Origin of the sequence: Prevotella pallens ATCC 700821, from assembly GCF_000220255.1 — a bacterium.
In the GTDB taxonomy this organism is placed as follows: Bacteria; Bacteroidota; Bacteroidia; order Bacteroidales; family Bacteroidaceae; genus Prevotella; species Prevotella pallens.
Genome location: NZ_GL982513.1, coordinates 1,904,391 through 1,919,524 on the forward strand (window position 1 = coordinate 1,904,391; position 15,134 = coordinate 1,919,524).

At 34.7% G+C, this 15,134-nt stretch carries 12 protein-coding genes; 1 reads left to right on the forward strand and 11 read right to left on the reverse strand.

The window, feature by feature from the left end:
• The coding region (locus HMPREF9144_RS13540) for a hypothetical protein (RefSeq protein WP_006045324.1) at positions 1-184 on the forward strand (184 nt) is incomplete at its 5' end.
• Positions 185-355: 171 nt separating this feature from the next.
• On the opposite strand, the gene HMPREF9144_RS07460 is transcribed toward HMPREF9144_RS13540, so the two are convergent.
• From HMPREF9144_RS07460 to HMPREF9144_RS07505, 11 genes are all read right to left on the reverse strand, one after another.
• The gene (locus tag HMPREF9144_RS07460; RefSeq protein WP_006045325.1) at positions 356-946 is read right to left on the reverse strand and encodes an IMPACT family protein; all 591 of its coding nucleotides are present in this window, start codon (positions 944-946) and stop codon (positions 356-358) included.
• A 42-nt stretch (positions 947-988) separates the two neighbouring features.
• Positions 989-2,236, reverse strand: coding sequence for a DUF1015 domain-containing protein (locus tag HMPREF9144_RS07465; RefSeq protein ID WP_006045326.1), 1,248 nt, complete (start codon positions 2,234-2,236; stop codon positions 989-991).
• A 93-nt stretch (positions 2,237-2,329) separates the two neighbouring features.
• Positions 2,330-3,247 (reverse strand): NAD(P)-dependent oxidoreductase, encoded by a 918-nt coding sequence (locus HMPREF9144_RS07470; RefSeq protein WP_006045327.1) that lies wholly within the window; start codon positions 3,245-3,247, stop codon positions 2,330-2,332.
• Between the two features lie 77 nt (positions 3,248-3,324).
• A complete protein-coding gene (gene serC, locus HMPREF9144_RS07475; protein WP_006045328.1) occupies positions 3,325-4,395 on the reverse strand; it encodes a 3-phosphoserine/phosphohydroxythreonine transaminase in 1,071 nt (356 codons plus the stop codon).
• Positions 4,396-4,601: 206 nt separating this feature from the next.
• Positions 4,602-5,918 (reverse strand): DEAD/DEAH box helicase, encoded by a 1,317-nt coding sequence (locus HMPREF9144_RS07480; protein ID WP_006045329.1) that lies wholly within the window; start codon positions 5,916-5,918, stop codon positions 4,602-4,604.
• Complete coding sequence (locus HMPREF9144_RS07485; protein WP_174262615.1) at positions 5,905-7,062, reverse strand: UDP-N-acetylglucosamine--peptide N-acetylglucosaminyltransferase SPINDLY family protein; 1,158 nt, start codon at positions 7,060-7,062, stop codon at positions 5,905-5,907. Before HMPREF9144_RS07485 ends, HMPREF9144_RS07480 begins: the two co-directional genes overlap by 14 nt.
• A gap of 59 nt (positions 7,063-7,121) precedes the next feature.
• The gene (locus tag HMPREF9144_RS07490) at positions 7,122-8,225 is read right to left on the reverse strand and encodes a tetratricopeptide repeat protein (protein ID WP_006045331.1); all 1,104 of its coding nucleotides are present in this window, start codon (positions 8,223-8,225) and stop codon (positions 7,122-7,124) included.
• A gap of 173 nt (positions 8,226-8,398) precedes the next feature.
• Complete coding sequence (locus tag HMPREF9144_RS07495; RefSeq protein ID WP_006045332.1) at positions 8,399-9,652, reverse strand: tetratricopeptide repeat protein; 1,254 nt, start codon at positions 9,650-9,652, stop codon at positions 8,399-8,401.
• Between the two features lie 101 nt (positions 9,653-9,753).
• On the reverse strand, positions 9,754-12,342 hold the full coding sequence (gene gyrA, locus HMPREF9144_RS07500) for a DNA gyrase subunit A (protein ID WP_006045333.1): 2,589 nt from the start codon (positions 12,340-12,342) through the stop codon (positions 9,754-9,756).
• Between the two features lie 855 nt (positions 12,343-13,197).
• Positions 13,198-13,356 (reverse strand): hypothetical protein, encoded by a 159-nt coding sequence (locus HMPREF9144_RS13545; protein ID WP_006045334.1) that lies wholly within the window; start codon positions 13,354-13,356, stop codon positions 13,198-13,200.
• Positions 13,357-13,373: 17 nt separating this feature from the next.
• On the reverse strand, positions 13,374-14,942 hold the full coding sequence (locus HMPREF9144_RS07505) for a hypothetical protein (protein ID WP_006045335.1): 1,569 nt from the start codon (positions 14,940-14,942) through the stop codon (positions 13,374-13,376).
• Positions 14,943-15,134: the final 192 nt, after the last annotated feature.

Consider the following 15,134-nt stretch of genomic DNA (forward strand, 5'->3'; position numbering starts at 1 on the left):
TTCACGTTATGAATTGCCATCAGAAGAAGAACCTATATGGAAAGAATGCTTTGGTAGAATAGATATTTTCATAAGTAAAAATGAAACTATGTATAACTATCCATATATCTATAATGTCCATATTGACTATTGGGATCAAATAAACACAGATAAACATGAAAATAAATTATTAGACGAACTATAGTTCTTTCCATAATACTAATAACATTGTCAATGTTCCTGAACATTATTTCCGATATTTTGGGGCATTTGTGTTTGTTAGTTTCAGTATTCCATATAAAAGTCAGTAGCCTTTTTTGTTCGCCACTATGTATTTTTGACATATAGGTCGAATAAATAGCTTTATATCCCCATACTAAGCAAACGAAAGACTATTCAGTCGCATTTCAAGCTGTTCGGCGAATGATTTGCGAATAGAGAGTACAATTTCGCAAGTGTTATCAAACTTTTGTTCAACGATGTTAGCATTCATATCCTTTACTATTTTCATAACATCGTTCATCATTGGATAAGAAAAGGTGTAATGAACAATGTGCTCTACAAACTTTTCTTCTATTTTCGAATGTGCTATTCCGTCTGCAGCGGCTTCGCGATATGCAACAATCAGTCCACTCGTACCAAGCTTTACGCCACCAAAATATCTGATTACACAAATTAAAGTATTAGTAATATCGTTGCTTATAAGCTGACCAAGAATAGGTTTACCTGCAGTTGAAGAAGGCTCTCCATCGTCATTAGCACGAAATTCAGCACCATCAGCCCCTAAACGATAAGCATAACAACAGTGCCGCGCATCATAATACTTCTTTTTATAATGCCTCACAACATCTAAAGCTTCTTCAGCAGATTCGATATGATGCACAAAGGCGAGGAATTTACTCCTCTTTTCGGAATAAAACCCCTCGCCTATTGTGTCTTTGTGTACTGTTTTATACTTATCGGTCATTAATTAACTTGATATAAAATCAGCATTAATGATATTCTATACTTACGAAAGCTTGTGAATAATAAGTCCTGAACGAAGTTTTGGCTCAAACCAAGTTGCCTTTGGAGGCATAATCTTTCCACTATCAGCAATATCCATAATTTGTTGCATAGATACAGGGTAAAGTGCCAAAGCCATCTTCATTTCACCACTATCTACACGTTTCTTAAGTTCTTCTAAACCACGAAGACCGCCAACAAAGTCTATACGATCGCTTGAACGTAAATCTTTTATATCGAGAAGTTCATCGAGAATCAAACGACTTGATATATCAACATCGAGCACGCCAATAGGATCGTTGTTATCGTATGTACCTTCTTTAGCTGTGAGAGAGTACCACTCGCCATCTAAATATAGTGAGAACTCATGTAAATGAGCTGGTTTATAAATAGCAGTACCTTTCTTTTCTACTATGAAGTTCTTGTTCAATGCTTCGAGGAACTGTGCAGGAGTCATACCATTCAAATCTTTAACAACACGGTTGTAATCGAGAATAGTAAGCTCAGAAGCTTGGAAGCAAACAGCCATAAAGTAGTTATATTCCTCTTTACCTGTATGATTTGGATTAGCTTTTGCTTTCTCTCCACCCACAAGACCAGCTGCAGCAGAACGGTGATGCCCGTCTGCAATATAAAGACTTGGCGTCTTTGCAAATTCTTCAGTAATAGTCTTTATATCTTTATCATCAGAGACTACCCAAAGTTGGTGACGGAAACCATCAATAGGAGCAATGAAGTCGTATTCTGGAGTAGTAGCAGCATAGCGAGATGTAATTTCTTTCAACACAGGATTATCTGGATAAGCAAAGAAAACAGGTTCTATATTTGCATCGTTTACACGAACATGCTTCATACGATCTTCTTCCTTGTCGCGGCGTGTAAGTTCATGTTTCTTTATAACACCATTTACATAATCTTGACAAGCAGCGCCAACAACAATACCATATTGTGTCTTGCCATTCATTGTTTGAGCATAAATGTAGTATTGTTCTTTATCGTCTTGCACCAACCAACCCTTGTCTTGGAACATCTTAAAATTCTCAGCAGCCTTTTCGTAAACACGTGGATCGTATTCACTTGTACCTTCTGGGAAATCTATTTCTGGTTTAATGATATGATAAAGACTTTTTTCGTTTCCTTTAGCTTCTTCACGTGCTTCCTCTGAATTTAATACATCGTATGGACGACTTTCTACTTGTTCTACGAATTCCTTTGGAGGACGAACACCTTTAAATGGTTTTACTATTGCCATAATATGTTGTAGATATAAAATAAAAGCAGACTATCATGGCTTTTGCTGTTTTATAAGCATAGTTCCTAATAATCTGCAATATGAGTTTAAATATTATTTATTTACTTGGAATTTGGTATCACCGTTAGCAAAGAAAGCATTTATTTGCTTTGCAGCTGCAATACCAGCGTTGATGTTAGCCTCTGCTGTTTGAGCACCCATCTTCTTAGGTGTACTGAAGTAACGACCTTCGAACTTAGCAAATTCAGCATCAGCATCTGGCTTAATATCTGTGATAAACTTCAAATCTTCACGCTCCGCCATCAACTTGATGAGTTCTGGTTCGTTGATAACTTCTTTTCGTGCAGTATTGATAAGAGTTGCTCCCTTAGACATCTTATTCACGAGAGCATAGTTAATACTCTGTTTTGTTTCAGGAGTTGCAGGAATATGGAGAGAAACAATATCGCAAGTCTCAAATAAAGCTTCTTGATTATCAACAGCCTTCACATCTGCAGCCTCGATAACTTCTTTTGGACAGAAAGCATCATAAGCATAAACCTCCATATTGAAACCTTTAGCAATACGAGCTACATTACGCCCAACGTTACCAAATGCAAGGATACCAAGTTTCTTACCCATCAATTCTGAACCACTCTTACCATTATAGAAATTGCGAGCACCATAAACAAGAAGTCCTAAAACTAGTTCAGCGACAGCATTAGAGTTCTGACCTGGAGTATTTTCTGCAACTACATTGTGTGCAGTTGCTGCAGCAAGGTCAATATTATCGTAACCAGCACCAGCTCGAACAACTATTTTTAAATTCTTAGCAGCATCAAATACCTCTGCTGTTGCTTTATCTGAACGAATGATAAGTGCATCAACGTCTTTTACAGCATCTAACAACTGAGCTTTTTCTGTATATTTTTCTAAAAGTGCAAGTTCGTGTCCAGCACCTTCTATTTCTTTTCTAATACCTTCAACAGCTGCTGCTGCAAATGGTTTTTCTGTTGCGATTAAAACCTTCATAGTAATAAATTTTTATAATGCAAGTACACGGATATAACCTATTAGAGGTCTATCCGTGCCTTTACTATATTTTCTAATTAATGCTTAGCCTCAAATTCTTTCATAGTTTCAACAAGAGCCTTGCAGCCTTCTACTGTCATTGCATTGTAGCAACTTGCACGGAAGCCACCAACATCACGGTGTCCCTTGATACCAACCATACCTCTTTCTGTAGCAAATTTGAAGAACTCATCTTGAAGTTCTGCATACTCATCATTGAGAACGAAGCAGATATTCATATAAGAGCGATCTTCCTCACATTTTACTGTACCACGGAACAACTTGTTACGATCAATTTCATTGTAAACAATATCTGCACGTTCCTTAGCAAGTTTTTCCATTGCTACTACACCACCATTAGCCTTAATCCAACGGAGATTCTCCATTGCTGTGTAGATTGGTACTACAGGAGGAGTATTGAACATAGAACCCTTCTTGATATGTGTACGATAATCCAACATTGTTGGTATTTCGCGCTGTACACGACCAAGAACTTCGTCCTTAATAATAAGGAATGTAACACCAGCCATAGAGAGGTTCTTCTGCGCACCACCATAAATACAATCGTACTTAGAAACATCTACTGGACGACTGAAAATATCAGAAGACATATCACCTATCATACGAACAGGTACATCTAAATCTTTATGATATTCTGTACCATATATTGTATTGTTAGTTGTTACATGCAAATAATCCAAATCTGTTGGAACATCAAAATTCTTTGGAAGATATGTGTAGTTTTCATCTGCAGATGATGCAACTTCAACAACCTCACCAAACATTTTAGCTTCTTTCATTGCTTTCTTTGCCCAAACACCTGTATTTAGGTAACCTGCCTTCTTTACCAAGAAGTTGAAAGGAATCATGCAGAACTCAAGTGATGCACCACCACCTAAGAATAATACTGAATAGCCTTCAGGAACATTTAGTATTTCCTTTACCAAAGCCATTGCTTCATCCATTACAGGTTGAAAATCCTTTGAACGGTGGCTGATTTCAGCGATTGAAAGACCAATTCCGTTGAAATCTAAGATAGCACTTGCTGTTTTCTCTATTACTTCGCGTGGAAGAATACATGGACCAGCACCAAAATTGTACTTCTTCATGATGTCTTAATTTTTTAGTTGAACTTATTTATTATTATATTATTATATTCCTCAAAAGGGCGTATAGACTTAGTCATACGTCTGCGAAATTAAAGTTTTTATTTGACATAGGCAAATATTTAAGCATATTTTTACTTTCTATTTTTATTGTCTCATCAATCCTTTTGCTTGTAATCTATAAATTATACAGCATTATAACACAACTATCACTTCACTTCTTCCACAACGGTACTAATACCCTTTATTTTCTCACCTTTCGTCATCTTTAGAATTTGGGATATTTTTGTTCGAGATACTGCTACATAAGAAAAACGTGGCATTATGTCTATCTTTCCTATATCCATTCGTTCCACTCCTGCTTTTTTACATAAAAAACCTACTATATCGCCCTTGGATATCTTGTCTTTCTTTCCTTTACCAATATATAATGTAGACATTCGCGCTGGTTTTATGGTAGGCAATACATCTGGAAGTTCCATAATATCAACCTTTTGGTTTATATAATTAGGAAGTTGCTCATCTGGACCTAACAAGAAATATATATTACCGCATTTATCCCAACGCGCAGTTCTCCCCACTCGATGAATATATTCGTCTTCGTTTTCTGGAAAGTGATAATGAATAATATTATCTACATCGGGAATATCTAAACCTCTTGCTCCTAAATTTGTACTTACAAGAATGTTAGTTGAACCATTCGAAAATCGATATAACATTGCTTCACGTTCTTTCTGTTCTAATCCGCCATGGAATATAGAAACAGAAAAACCTTCTTCCTGTAAATAAGTAGCAGTACGAATAACAGATTCTCGATAGTTTAAGAATACAATACTACTCTTGTCGCCAAGATATTTCAATAAATCAGAAAGAGTCTCTAACTTGTCTCTCTTTGTACTATAAACTGTATGTAATTGAACACGATTAGAAGTTTCGTCTTCATTATTCCTATAATCTATGCAAATATTAGAGCCTATATTTATAAACTTTGGGATAGAATCCGCCTCAGTTGCAGATAATAATATACGACGCCTCACCATAGGCAACTTATCTACAACTTCTTGCATCTCTTGTTGAAATCCCATCTCTAAACACTTATCAAATTCATCAATAATAAGCCATTGTATAGTTTTTGATTCAAAATTTTCCTTATCAAGATGATCGTTCAATCTACCTGGAGTCGCAAAAATGATTTGTGGTTTCACATTACGCATTTCACGATGTTCGTCCATTGTTGGTCTACCACCATAAAGAGCCATTACTCTTAAACCTGATTTTATATCTTGGACTACATTTGCCGACTGTTTTGCTAATTCTCTTCCAGGTACTAATACAACCGCCTGAACCTCATCTTTTGTTGGGTCTAATAATTCTATCAAAGGCAACAAATAAGCATAAGTTTTCCCAGACCCAGTTGGCGACAACACTATAACATCTTTATTGGAATGCAAGATTGCCTTGGAGGTAGCTTCTTGCATTTCGTTTAGCGTTATATCTAATTTCTCTATTACTTCATTTAGCTTCATTACGCAATTTATCTATTTCGTCAAATTCTTTTCCCATATTTAAATTCAAATAAATTGTATATAATGGTGCTAGCCATTTATCTCGTGCTTTTGGTGCCAATCTTTTGTATTGTTCTAAATATGGCATTGCAGTTTCATACAATTTATTTATTTTAACTCGTTTAGAACGATTTTGTTGAGTTTTGGCTAACTCTATAGCCTGGTCAAAATATGCTAATCCTAAATTACAATATGCATCAGCAAAATCAGCCTTCTCTTGTATCAGTTTTAAACAAATATCTATACATTCTTTATAACGTCCAAGGTTAAGCAATACCGTACTCTTTGTGAAACGGAACAATACACTTGTTGAATCAGTCTCTAAAGCTTTATCTGTTATTTGGAGTGCCATTTGGTTATCTCCATTTTTAACATAATATTCCACTAATCGAGGAAAGAAAAATGCGAAATTGGGATATTCTTTAAAACCTTCTTGCAAAGCTTTAAGGTATTTTGTTGTATCTTTTTGCATTAAATAAGCACTAGCCTCATACTGTCTCACAAAGTTCAACATAGAACTATCACGTTCTGCCAAATTCAGATACCGCATTGTTTTTTCTGTATCTCCCAATTTATAACCACAATACATTGCCCAATAAGCAGCATGGGGCATTAAATCATCTTTATGCTCATAATCATAACCGATAAAAAGCGACTGTTTATCCGTCTTGATATAATTATCAAAATAATCGTAAGCAGTTTTATAATCCTTCACATGGAGGAAATATGTGCCACCATTAAAAAGGTTTGGTCTAATAGAATTTAAAAATTGAGCATGACGTTCTCTATATTTTGGAAGTACGGGAGATGGCATATTCAGGTGTGCATCAATAGAATCGAATTTTGCCATAGTCTCATACATTCGTTTTGTTACAGAGAAGAAAGCTGCGGTATCATATTGTTGTTTTAAATACAATTTTTCATTACCTTGTTCATATTGCTTCATCAATATATCACAAAGCATTACCCAAATTTTAGTATTAGTGCGATTTACCGAATCCTCTAATAAGTTCTGCATAGATTTCTCCGCCTTCACTAACTCTTTTCCTGTTTTCAGTGATTCGCGAGCTGTTGCCAATTGTTTCTTTTGAGCATACAATAACATAGGGCTAAATATAAATACAAGAAACAATATGCTCTTTAAAATATTTTTTTTCACCTCGTTTATTTATTTGTCAGTCCTTCTAATTCTTGTGCCTTTATTTTATCTCCTAACATAGTATAAGCCATATAAAGAGGGTTTACCCAATCTACCTTATTACGTCGAGGATCTTTTGCTTTTACTCTTTCAAGATAATTTCGTGCATCGGCAAAATATATCATATAATCATTTTCTTGTATTGGTATTCCCTTCTTTTGTTTTTCTAACATTTCGTTTCTCATTTCTAATCCTCGCATATTCAAACACACACCAATATTAAAAGCTATTGGAATTAAATTAGGCGATAGCTGATCTGCCAGTTTATATGCTTCTATTGCCTCGTCCCATCTTCCTGCTTGCATAGCTATCTCGCCTTTCAATATCCACGGTATTGACGATTTCGAATTATTTACCAACTGATGGTCTATAAAACTTTCTATATTAAATCGGGCTGTAGAATGCTGATAAAACTTCATTAACCAAGAAAAATATTTTGTATTTGTTGGTTCTGTTTCATATAATTTTGCTAGAACGCCAAGATATTTTAATGAGTCATCTGCATTTTTCATTTGTTCTCCCATACATTCTGTCTTCACTTCTACAGCTGGTTGTGCTGTTTCATCATATTGTATGGCGATATTAGCATATTTCTCTGCTAATCTAAAATTCCTAGTTTTTAAATAATCATAAGCCAAATAATATGCAGCAATTCCACTTTCATCAGGAATATCTGCTACCAAAGAATTTGTTCTTGTTGTTAAATAAAGTTCTAAAGCTTTCTGTCCTTCTATTTTCGTATAATTATTTTTTAATAGGAACTGACCTGCATCTATCAACATTGGATACAATGTTGATATGCGTTGTTGGTTTTCTTTACTGAATTCTGGTTTAATTTTACCTTTACGATTAGGCATTCTATCATATTCATCGCATTTTAACGAAGACAATATTCCATCTACCACAGCACGATAGATAGCGAGCGAATCCCTATCCGTATTCGATTGTACTCTTTGATATGCAGTTTCAGCTTGTTTATTAAATTTTTCAGCGTTTACCTTATTATTCTGTGCCTGCGCTGACAAAAAACAGAAAGACAAAAATAAAACATATATCGTTAATTTCCTCATAAGCTTTCATTTTGTAGTATAACTTTCTCATCTTTACTGTTATAAAGAGAAAAAAATCTCCAAATCAGTTTTTATTAGTTTTTCTATCATTCTTTATTGATAGAATAGAGATGAGACTTATAAAAATATCCCCCTTTGGCAAAAAGAACACCAAAGAGGGACATATATTTATATTATTCAGCATAACCTGCATCGGCAGCAAGAGCTTTTGTTTCAGGAGCCTCAGGTCCTTTTACAAAATAATAGCTACCATAGAGAGGGATTGCCCATAAGTTTTTACTTTGCTTTGCAGTATCAAGAGCTTTTGCTTTCTCTAAATAAGAAATTGCTTCATTGTAAACAACATTGAATTGTGCACGTGCTTCTTTGGTCAAATTTTTCACAGCCATTACACGTTCTTGAGCTTTATAGAACAGACACTGTCCAATAGAAGCATTAATTGCTATTTGTGCACTCTCATCAGTTGCTAATGGTAATGCTTTCTTTAATGCATCAACTGCGGCATCATAATTTTTTCTAACACTTTCAAATTGTCCTTTTAAAACTAATGCACTGTAGCTTTTAGGGTCTTTTGCAAGATGCGCATCTATTATTTGCATTGCTTTATCGCCCATACCAAGTGAATTGTAAGTAGAAGCTAATGTTGAAAGAATTGCTTCGTTACTTGGATCTTGTGTATAAATTTCAGCAAGTTTATTTGCGTATGCTAGAGAATCTTCACGTGTCTTTAGTTGTGAACCTAAGATAGCTAATTTTAAGTTTTGCACTTCTTTAGCACGTTCCTTGTTGTCTTTTGCATATTCTATATATTTCTCTGCCTTTGCAAAATCGTTATTTTGGTAAGCATATACAGCTGCAAAGTAAGCTATTTCTGGCAAATTTTGGTCTTGTCCTTTAAAGCTTGCAAATTCTGGATAACCTGCAGATTCTACATATTCTGCTAAGTATTTATATGCCATTTTATCATCTTTACCTTGATAATAAACACCACCATTAATCAAGTCGTTACGAAGTTTATAAACACTTTCTACCAAAGCTGCATATTTTGGCTTTACCTTACCTTTTTGGTTTGGCATATTATCGTATTTTATAGCTTCTACACCTGAATTAAAGGCTGCGCCAACAGCAGCATAAAGTCCTTTTTCATCTACAGGTTTATTACCTTCTTTACCCATTTGTTTTTGGGTTTCGTTCTCTAGCTGAATACCTTCTTCATAGTTTACCTTCTTCATTGCCAACTCGTAAAGCCGATTGTAAGCTTTAGCTTTTTCTTCATTTCCTGCAAGTTGATCTAAAGTAGACTGTACAAGATTAGCAGCTTCAGCATAGTTCTGAGCTTTTAAAATTGCTTTTAATGGTTCGCTGTCTCCAGCAAATGCAGTAGATGTTCCTATTAACATCATTACTGCCAAAATAATTTTTTTCATATTAGTTTATAATTTAAAGATTAATACTCGTTATTAAATCTTCTGCTTTATGTTTGTTTTATATCTGCACTTTCTTCAATAACGCTTAAGTTTCTCTCTATTTATTCAAAATCTACCGATGGAGATGTTGTTTGGTTGGAGTTATCTACTTCGTTCGACTCATTTGAATAAGTATCATTCGTTTGATTTGTTTGTGAATGTTCTTCTTCTTCAACATGTTCTTCCATTTCAGCACTCATAACCTTACAAACAGAAGCAATAACATCGTTTTTCTTTGCAAGATTTATAAGACGAACTCCTTGCGTTGCACGTCCCATAACACGGCATTCTGCCACAGAAAGACGAATAACAATACCACTTTGATTTATTATCATAAGGTCGTTCTTGTCGGTTACATTCTTTATAGCAACCAACTTGCCTGTCTTTTCTGTTATGTTCAATGTTTTAACACCTTTACCACCACGATTTGTTAACCGATAATCTTCCACAACAGAACGTTTACCATAACCTTCTTCCGACACTACCATTACAGTTTCTTCATTGGCATTATCTACAACTATCATTCCTACAACAGCATCGTCTCCGTCTTCATCTAATCTCATTCCACGTACTCCTGTAGAAACACGTCCCATAGTGCGTACTGCCTCTTCATTAAAACGACAAGCACGACCATTACGATTTGCCATTATAAGTTCGTTATGACCATTTGTTAATCGTACATCTACAACTTCGTCGCCTTCGTTTATATTTATAGCAATAACACCATTAGTGCGCGGACGTGAATAATGTCGTAACGATGTTTTCTTTACTAATCCACATTTTGTGGCGAATACAACATAATGTGAATCGAGGAAAGTTTCATCGTCTAATCCTGTTAATCGTAAGAAAGCATTTACACTATCGTCAGGATCGAGTGCTAACATATTTTGAATTGCACGACCTTTCGATGTTTTATCACCTTCAGGTATATCATAACATTTCATCCAGAAGCAACGTCCTTTCTTTGTAAAGAACAACATTGTTTGGTGCATTGTTGCAGGATAAATAAATTCGGTAAAATCTTTATCTCTTGTGCGTGCTCCTTTTGAGCCTACTCCACCACGCGCTTGTTCTTTAAAATCGGTTAGTGGGGTTCGTTTTATATAACCAAGATGACTAATTGTAATAACAACAGGGTCGTTTGGATAAAAGTCTTCTGCATTAAATTCGTGTTCATCTGGAATAATTTCGGTACGACGAGCATCGCCATATTTTTCTTTTACTTCCTGCAGTTCTTCTTTCATTACTTCTTTACAACGCTCTGGATTATCAAGAATTTCTTGCAAATCTTTTATGGTCTGCATTAATTCTTCATATTCTGCATGCAATTGATCCATACGCAAACCTGTAAGTTGCGATAAACGCATATCTACAATAGCTTTCGATTGCAATTCGTCTAATTCAAAACGTTTTTCCAAATTAGTTTGAGCTTCGGCTGGTGTTTGACTCGCACGAATTATATGTACTACCTCATCAATATTGTCGCAAGCTATTATTAATCCTTCTAAAATGTGAGCGCGTTCTTTTGCTTTATTCAAATCGAACTTTGTACGACGAATAGTTACATCGTGGCGATGCTCTACAAAATATTTCACACAGTCGTATAAACTCAATAAACGTGGACGACCATTTACAAGAGCTATACAGTTTACCGAGAACGAGCTCTGCAGAGCTGTCATTTTAAATAGTTTATTCAGAATAATATTAGCATTGGCATCGCGTTTCACGTCTACAACAATACGCATTCCTTGACGTCCTGTTTCGTCGTTCACGTTTGAAATACCTTCCAACTTACCTTCTTTCACTAAGTCGGCTATATATTCTATTAGTTGTTGTTTGTTTACACCGTATGGAATTTCGGTTACAACTATTTTATCGTGTTGTTCTCCGCTTTCTATTTCGGCTTTTGCACGCATCACCACGCGTCCTTTTCCTGTTTCGTAGGCATCTTTTACTCCTTGTAACCCATAAATATAAGCTCCTGTAGGAAAATCTGGTGCTGGTATATATTGCATTAATTCATCTACAGTAATTTCTGGATTATCAATATATGCGCAACAACCATCTATTACTTCGTTTAAATTATGTGTCGGAATATTTGTTGCCATACCTACAGCAATTCCATTACCTCCGTTTACAAGTAAATTAGGTATTTTGGTTGGCATTACGGCTGGTTCCTTCAACGTGTCGTCAAAGTTATTCACCATATCTACCGTATCTTTCTCAATGTCGTCCATTACGTGTTCGCCCATTTTGGCTAAACGACACTCAGTATAACGCATAGCGGCTGGAGAATCGCCATCAACGGAACCAAAGTTTCCTTGTCCGTCCACCAGTTTATAACGCATATTCCATTCTTGCCCCATACGTACTAAGGCTCCATATACAGAAGAATCGCCATGTGGGTGATATTTACCAAGCACTTCACCTACAACACGTGCACATTTCTTATAGGGTTGATTACTAAAATTGCCTATTCCTCGCATTCCATAAAGAATACGACGATGAACTGGCTTAAAACCATCGCGTACATCTGGAAGTGCACGAGCTACTATTACCGACATTGAATAGTCGATATAAGAGCTTTTCATTTCTTCCTCAATGTTTATTTTTAAAATACGATCGTGGTCTACTGTTTGATTCTCGTCCATTATTTTTGTATTTTTATATTCTATTATTTTTGTTTCGCTACAACCGCTTAAATTCTTAATAAAATTGCGCTAAATAGCATTTATTTTCGTTTTAAGCCTTTCTGGTTGTTATTTCGGGCTGTAAAAGTACTAAATAAAAATGACATATAAACCCCTAAAAACGAAAAAAACACTATTTTAAGTATTCTTATGGTTGAAGAAAAACAACATAAAGCCATAACTTTATATGAAAAACAAGAAGGTTAGAAAGAAATATCTTTTTATAGATACTCTTTCTTCTATGCTCTTACAATTAATAAACAGAAAAAGGATTTTATTTTAAATTGGGGTCTCGTTAATAATACAAATACCAAAACTAAAACTTAAATAGAATTTTAGACTCTCGTAAATTTTGTTTTATTGTTAAGCAGATTTATATGTTTTGCAATGTAGAGACAGTGATCTACAGCTATTTATAAAGGCAAACAAGATGATTAAGAGTGAGAACTATAGACGATATATATGGCATTTTATTCAACTATTAATCTGTATTTAATATACCTTTTAAAATTTATAATTAAAAGTATCGGAAAATTTAATTATGATTTTTTATTTTGTAATTACTTTTTTCTATTTCATAATTATTATTTTCTCAGGTTCATAATACGCATAGAGAGAAAACTATATTTGAAAACACAAAAGCAGCATATTTGCATCTGGCAAATATGCTGCTAATTACTGTATATGTAATGTAGATTTCGTGTAAACTATGTGCACTTTGGCAAGTCTTTAATACCTAATTAGGCATTAGAAATTACTGGAGATAATTGTATTTACAATTGCACATAGTGTTATTGCCTAATAATTGGTTAGAATTTAATACATATCATCTACTTCTGGGTCTTCATCGTCGTCATCTGTTTCGCCACCTACTGGCACTTTTGATTGTCCAGCAAGCGTTCTTTCAAGATATTCGTTGCTAAGTTGCAATACAACAACTTCAGAATTAGGCATTGTATATTCTTTTCTTTTCATCTCTATTCTCTCCTATCTTACTTAATTATAACTTTCTTGCCATTTACAATATAAATACCTCTATTTGGTTTTTCTACACGTCTACCTTGTAAATCGTAATAAACAGCTTCGTTGTTTGTTTTTGGTGTGGCAACTTCTTCTATACCTGCCGTAGTTTCTTCGTTTTCCATATCGTATCCGTCTAACTTTGCTCCAGAAGTGTTTGCATCTACCAATAAGAATGCTTTATTTCCTTTGACAGTTGTTCCACGATAGCGATAAAATCCCAAAGGATTACGCACTGAAGTATTTGGATTTATATTGAACACACGAATTGTTTTTCCGTTAGTTTCTACAGTTGTTTTTGCCTCATCAAAAAATATAGCTTTAAGAATATTGTTTGTAGATATTGTATTGGAACTTGCAATAGGCAACAATCTATTTGCATTACTTTGAGTTGTTTCTAATTCTAATATAATTGGAGTTTGTGCAGGAATTATTTCGCCTTGCGATGCTATTTTTGTACACTTTGCATATCCTTTTTCTTCGCCGATTGTACCAACAGATTCCACAACGTAAGCATTAATATTGTCTATTATCTTCATTGGAAAATCGGTATAGAGGGTTGTAAAGTACTTATTATTCTTACCTTTCATCTTATCGGCTGTGGTAACTCCAAAATAATTGTTACTACTTTCGCCTACAGGTTCTATTATCCATTTTGCAGCTTCTCCTACAGCTGGCAGTTCTGGTCCAAACCATGCTGTGGCATTATTATTGCAAAAATTAAACTTTGCTTCTCCTTCGCGATATTTATTTACAGCATTTCCGTTTTCTGTTACTCGGTCGAGGGCACCTTCCATTAAATAATAAGTATGTCCGTGATTAACTCTGCCGGCATCAACATAACTTTTTACCAATATTACTAAATCGCTGCTTGTTCCAAAACGTCCTTCGAGTGCTTGCACTGCATATTTTTCTACAGCTTCCCAAACTTCATCAGCATTGTTATGTTTCAACCCATCACGGATATCTGGATAATTGACAAGAGCACTCTCAATTCCCGATTTTACCAAATTACCATTATTATTATAAAAATCTACAATAGGTTGCATAGATGGTACTGTTGCATACGCATAATAAGCCTCTGCTCCATTTGTGGTAGTTGTTTTCTCTAAATGCATATCTAAGTCCCATTTATTAAGCACTTGGGTTTCTAAATACACCATTGCAAAAGGAGCAAGTATAGTAAGCTTTTCCTTCAATTTCGCATATATTTTATCCTTTACCATAGCTATGCCCTTCAATAAGTAACCATTAATTACATCTACACCCTGCGAACGTAAAGTTTTAATGGTATAGATATTTTTAGTGTTATCCCATTCAGCGTCTAACTGAATAACACTTCCGGGTTGTGTCTTTACAGCTTCGGCAGTTTGGTTTGGTTGTGCCTGATACTTACCCGTAACTTGCACATACTGTTTCTTATCGGCTCGCGTATATGCATTCTTAATACGAAAATAGCCAGAAATAGGTCCTGCAGAATATGCTCCAATTGTGAATAAGAACAATAGGACCAATTGAATCAAACGTAATTTTTTCATCATTACTTTCCTTTTTTAAAATATAATACAATTAAAAATTATAATCAGAGTTATTTAATTTGAGTGCGAAATAGAAAATATAACGCAAAACATTTTTTAAATCAGAGCAACATTTATAGTCTTAATATTCAAAATATATAAGTCAATAAAAATGAAATTCTGAGTATCTTGTGAAGCAAAAATAGAAATAAAATT

Coding starts and splice junctions, on each gene's coding strand:
- HMPREF9144_RS07495 (WP_006045332.1), bottom strand. CDS start 9,652: ATGAAAAAAATTATTTTGGCAGTAATGATGTTAATAGGAACATCTACT.
- HMPREF9144_RS07505 (WP_006045335.1), bottom strand. CDS start 14,942: ATGATGAAAAAATTACGTTTGATTCAATTGGTCCTATTGTTCTTATTC.
- HMPREF9144_RS07460 (WP_006045325.1), bottom strand. CDS start 946: ATGACCGATAAGTATAAAACAGTACACAAAGACACAATAGGCGAGGGG.
- gyrA (WP_006045333.1), bottom strand. CDS start 12,342: ATGGACGAGAATCAAACAGTAGACCACGATCGTATTTTAAAAATAAAC.
- HMPREF9144_RS07465 (WP_006045326.1), bottom strand. CDS start 2,236: ATGGCAATAGTAAAACCATTTAAAGGTGTTCGTCCTCCAAAGGAATTC.
- HMPREF9144_RS07480 (WP_006045329.1), bottom strand. CDS start 5,918: ATGAAGCTAAATGAAGTAATAGAGAAATTAGATATAACGCTAAACGAA.
- HMPREF9144_RS13545 (WP_006045334.1), bottom strand. CDS start 13,356: ATGAAAAGAAAAGAATATACAATGCCTAATTCTGAAGTTGTTGTATTG.
- HMPREF9144_RS07485 (WP_174262615.1), bottom strand. CDS start 7,062: ATGTTATTGTATGCTCAAAAGAAACAATTGGCAACAGCTCGCGAATCA.
- HMPREF9144_RS07470 (WP_006045327.1), bottom strand. CDS start 3,247: ATGAAGGTTTTAATCGCAACAGAAAAACCATTTGCAGCAGCAGCTGTT.
- serC (WP_006045328.1), bottom strand. CDS start 4,395: ATGAAGAAGTACAATTTTGGTGCTGGTCCATGTATTCTTCCACGCGAA.
- HMPREF9144_RS07490 (WP_006045331.1), bottom strand. CDS start 8,225: ATGAGGAAATTAACGATATATGTTTTATTTTTGTCTTTCTGTTTTTTG.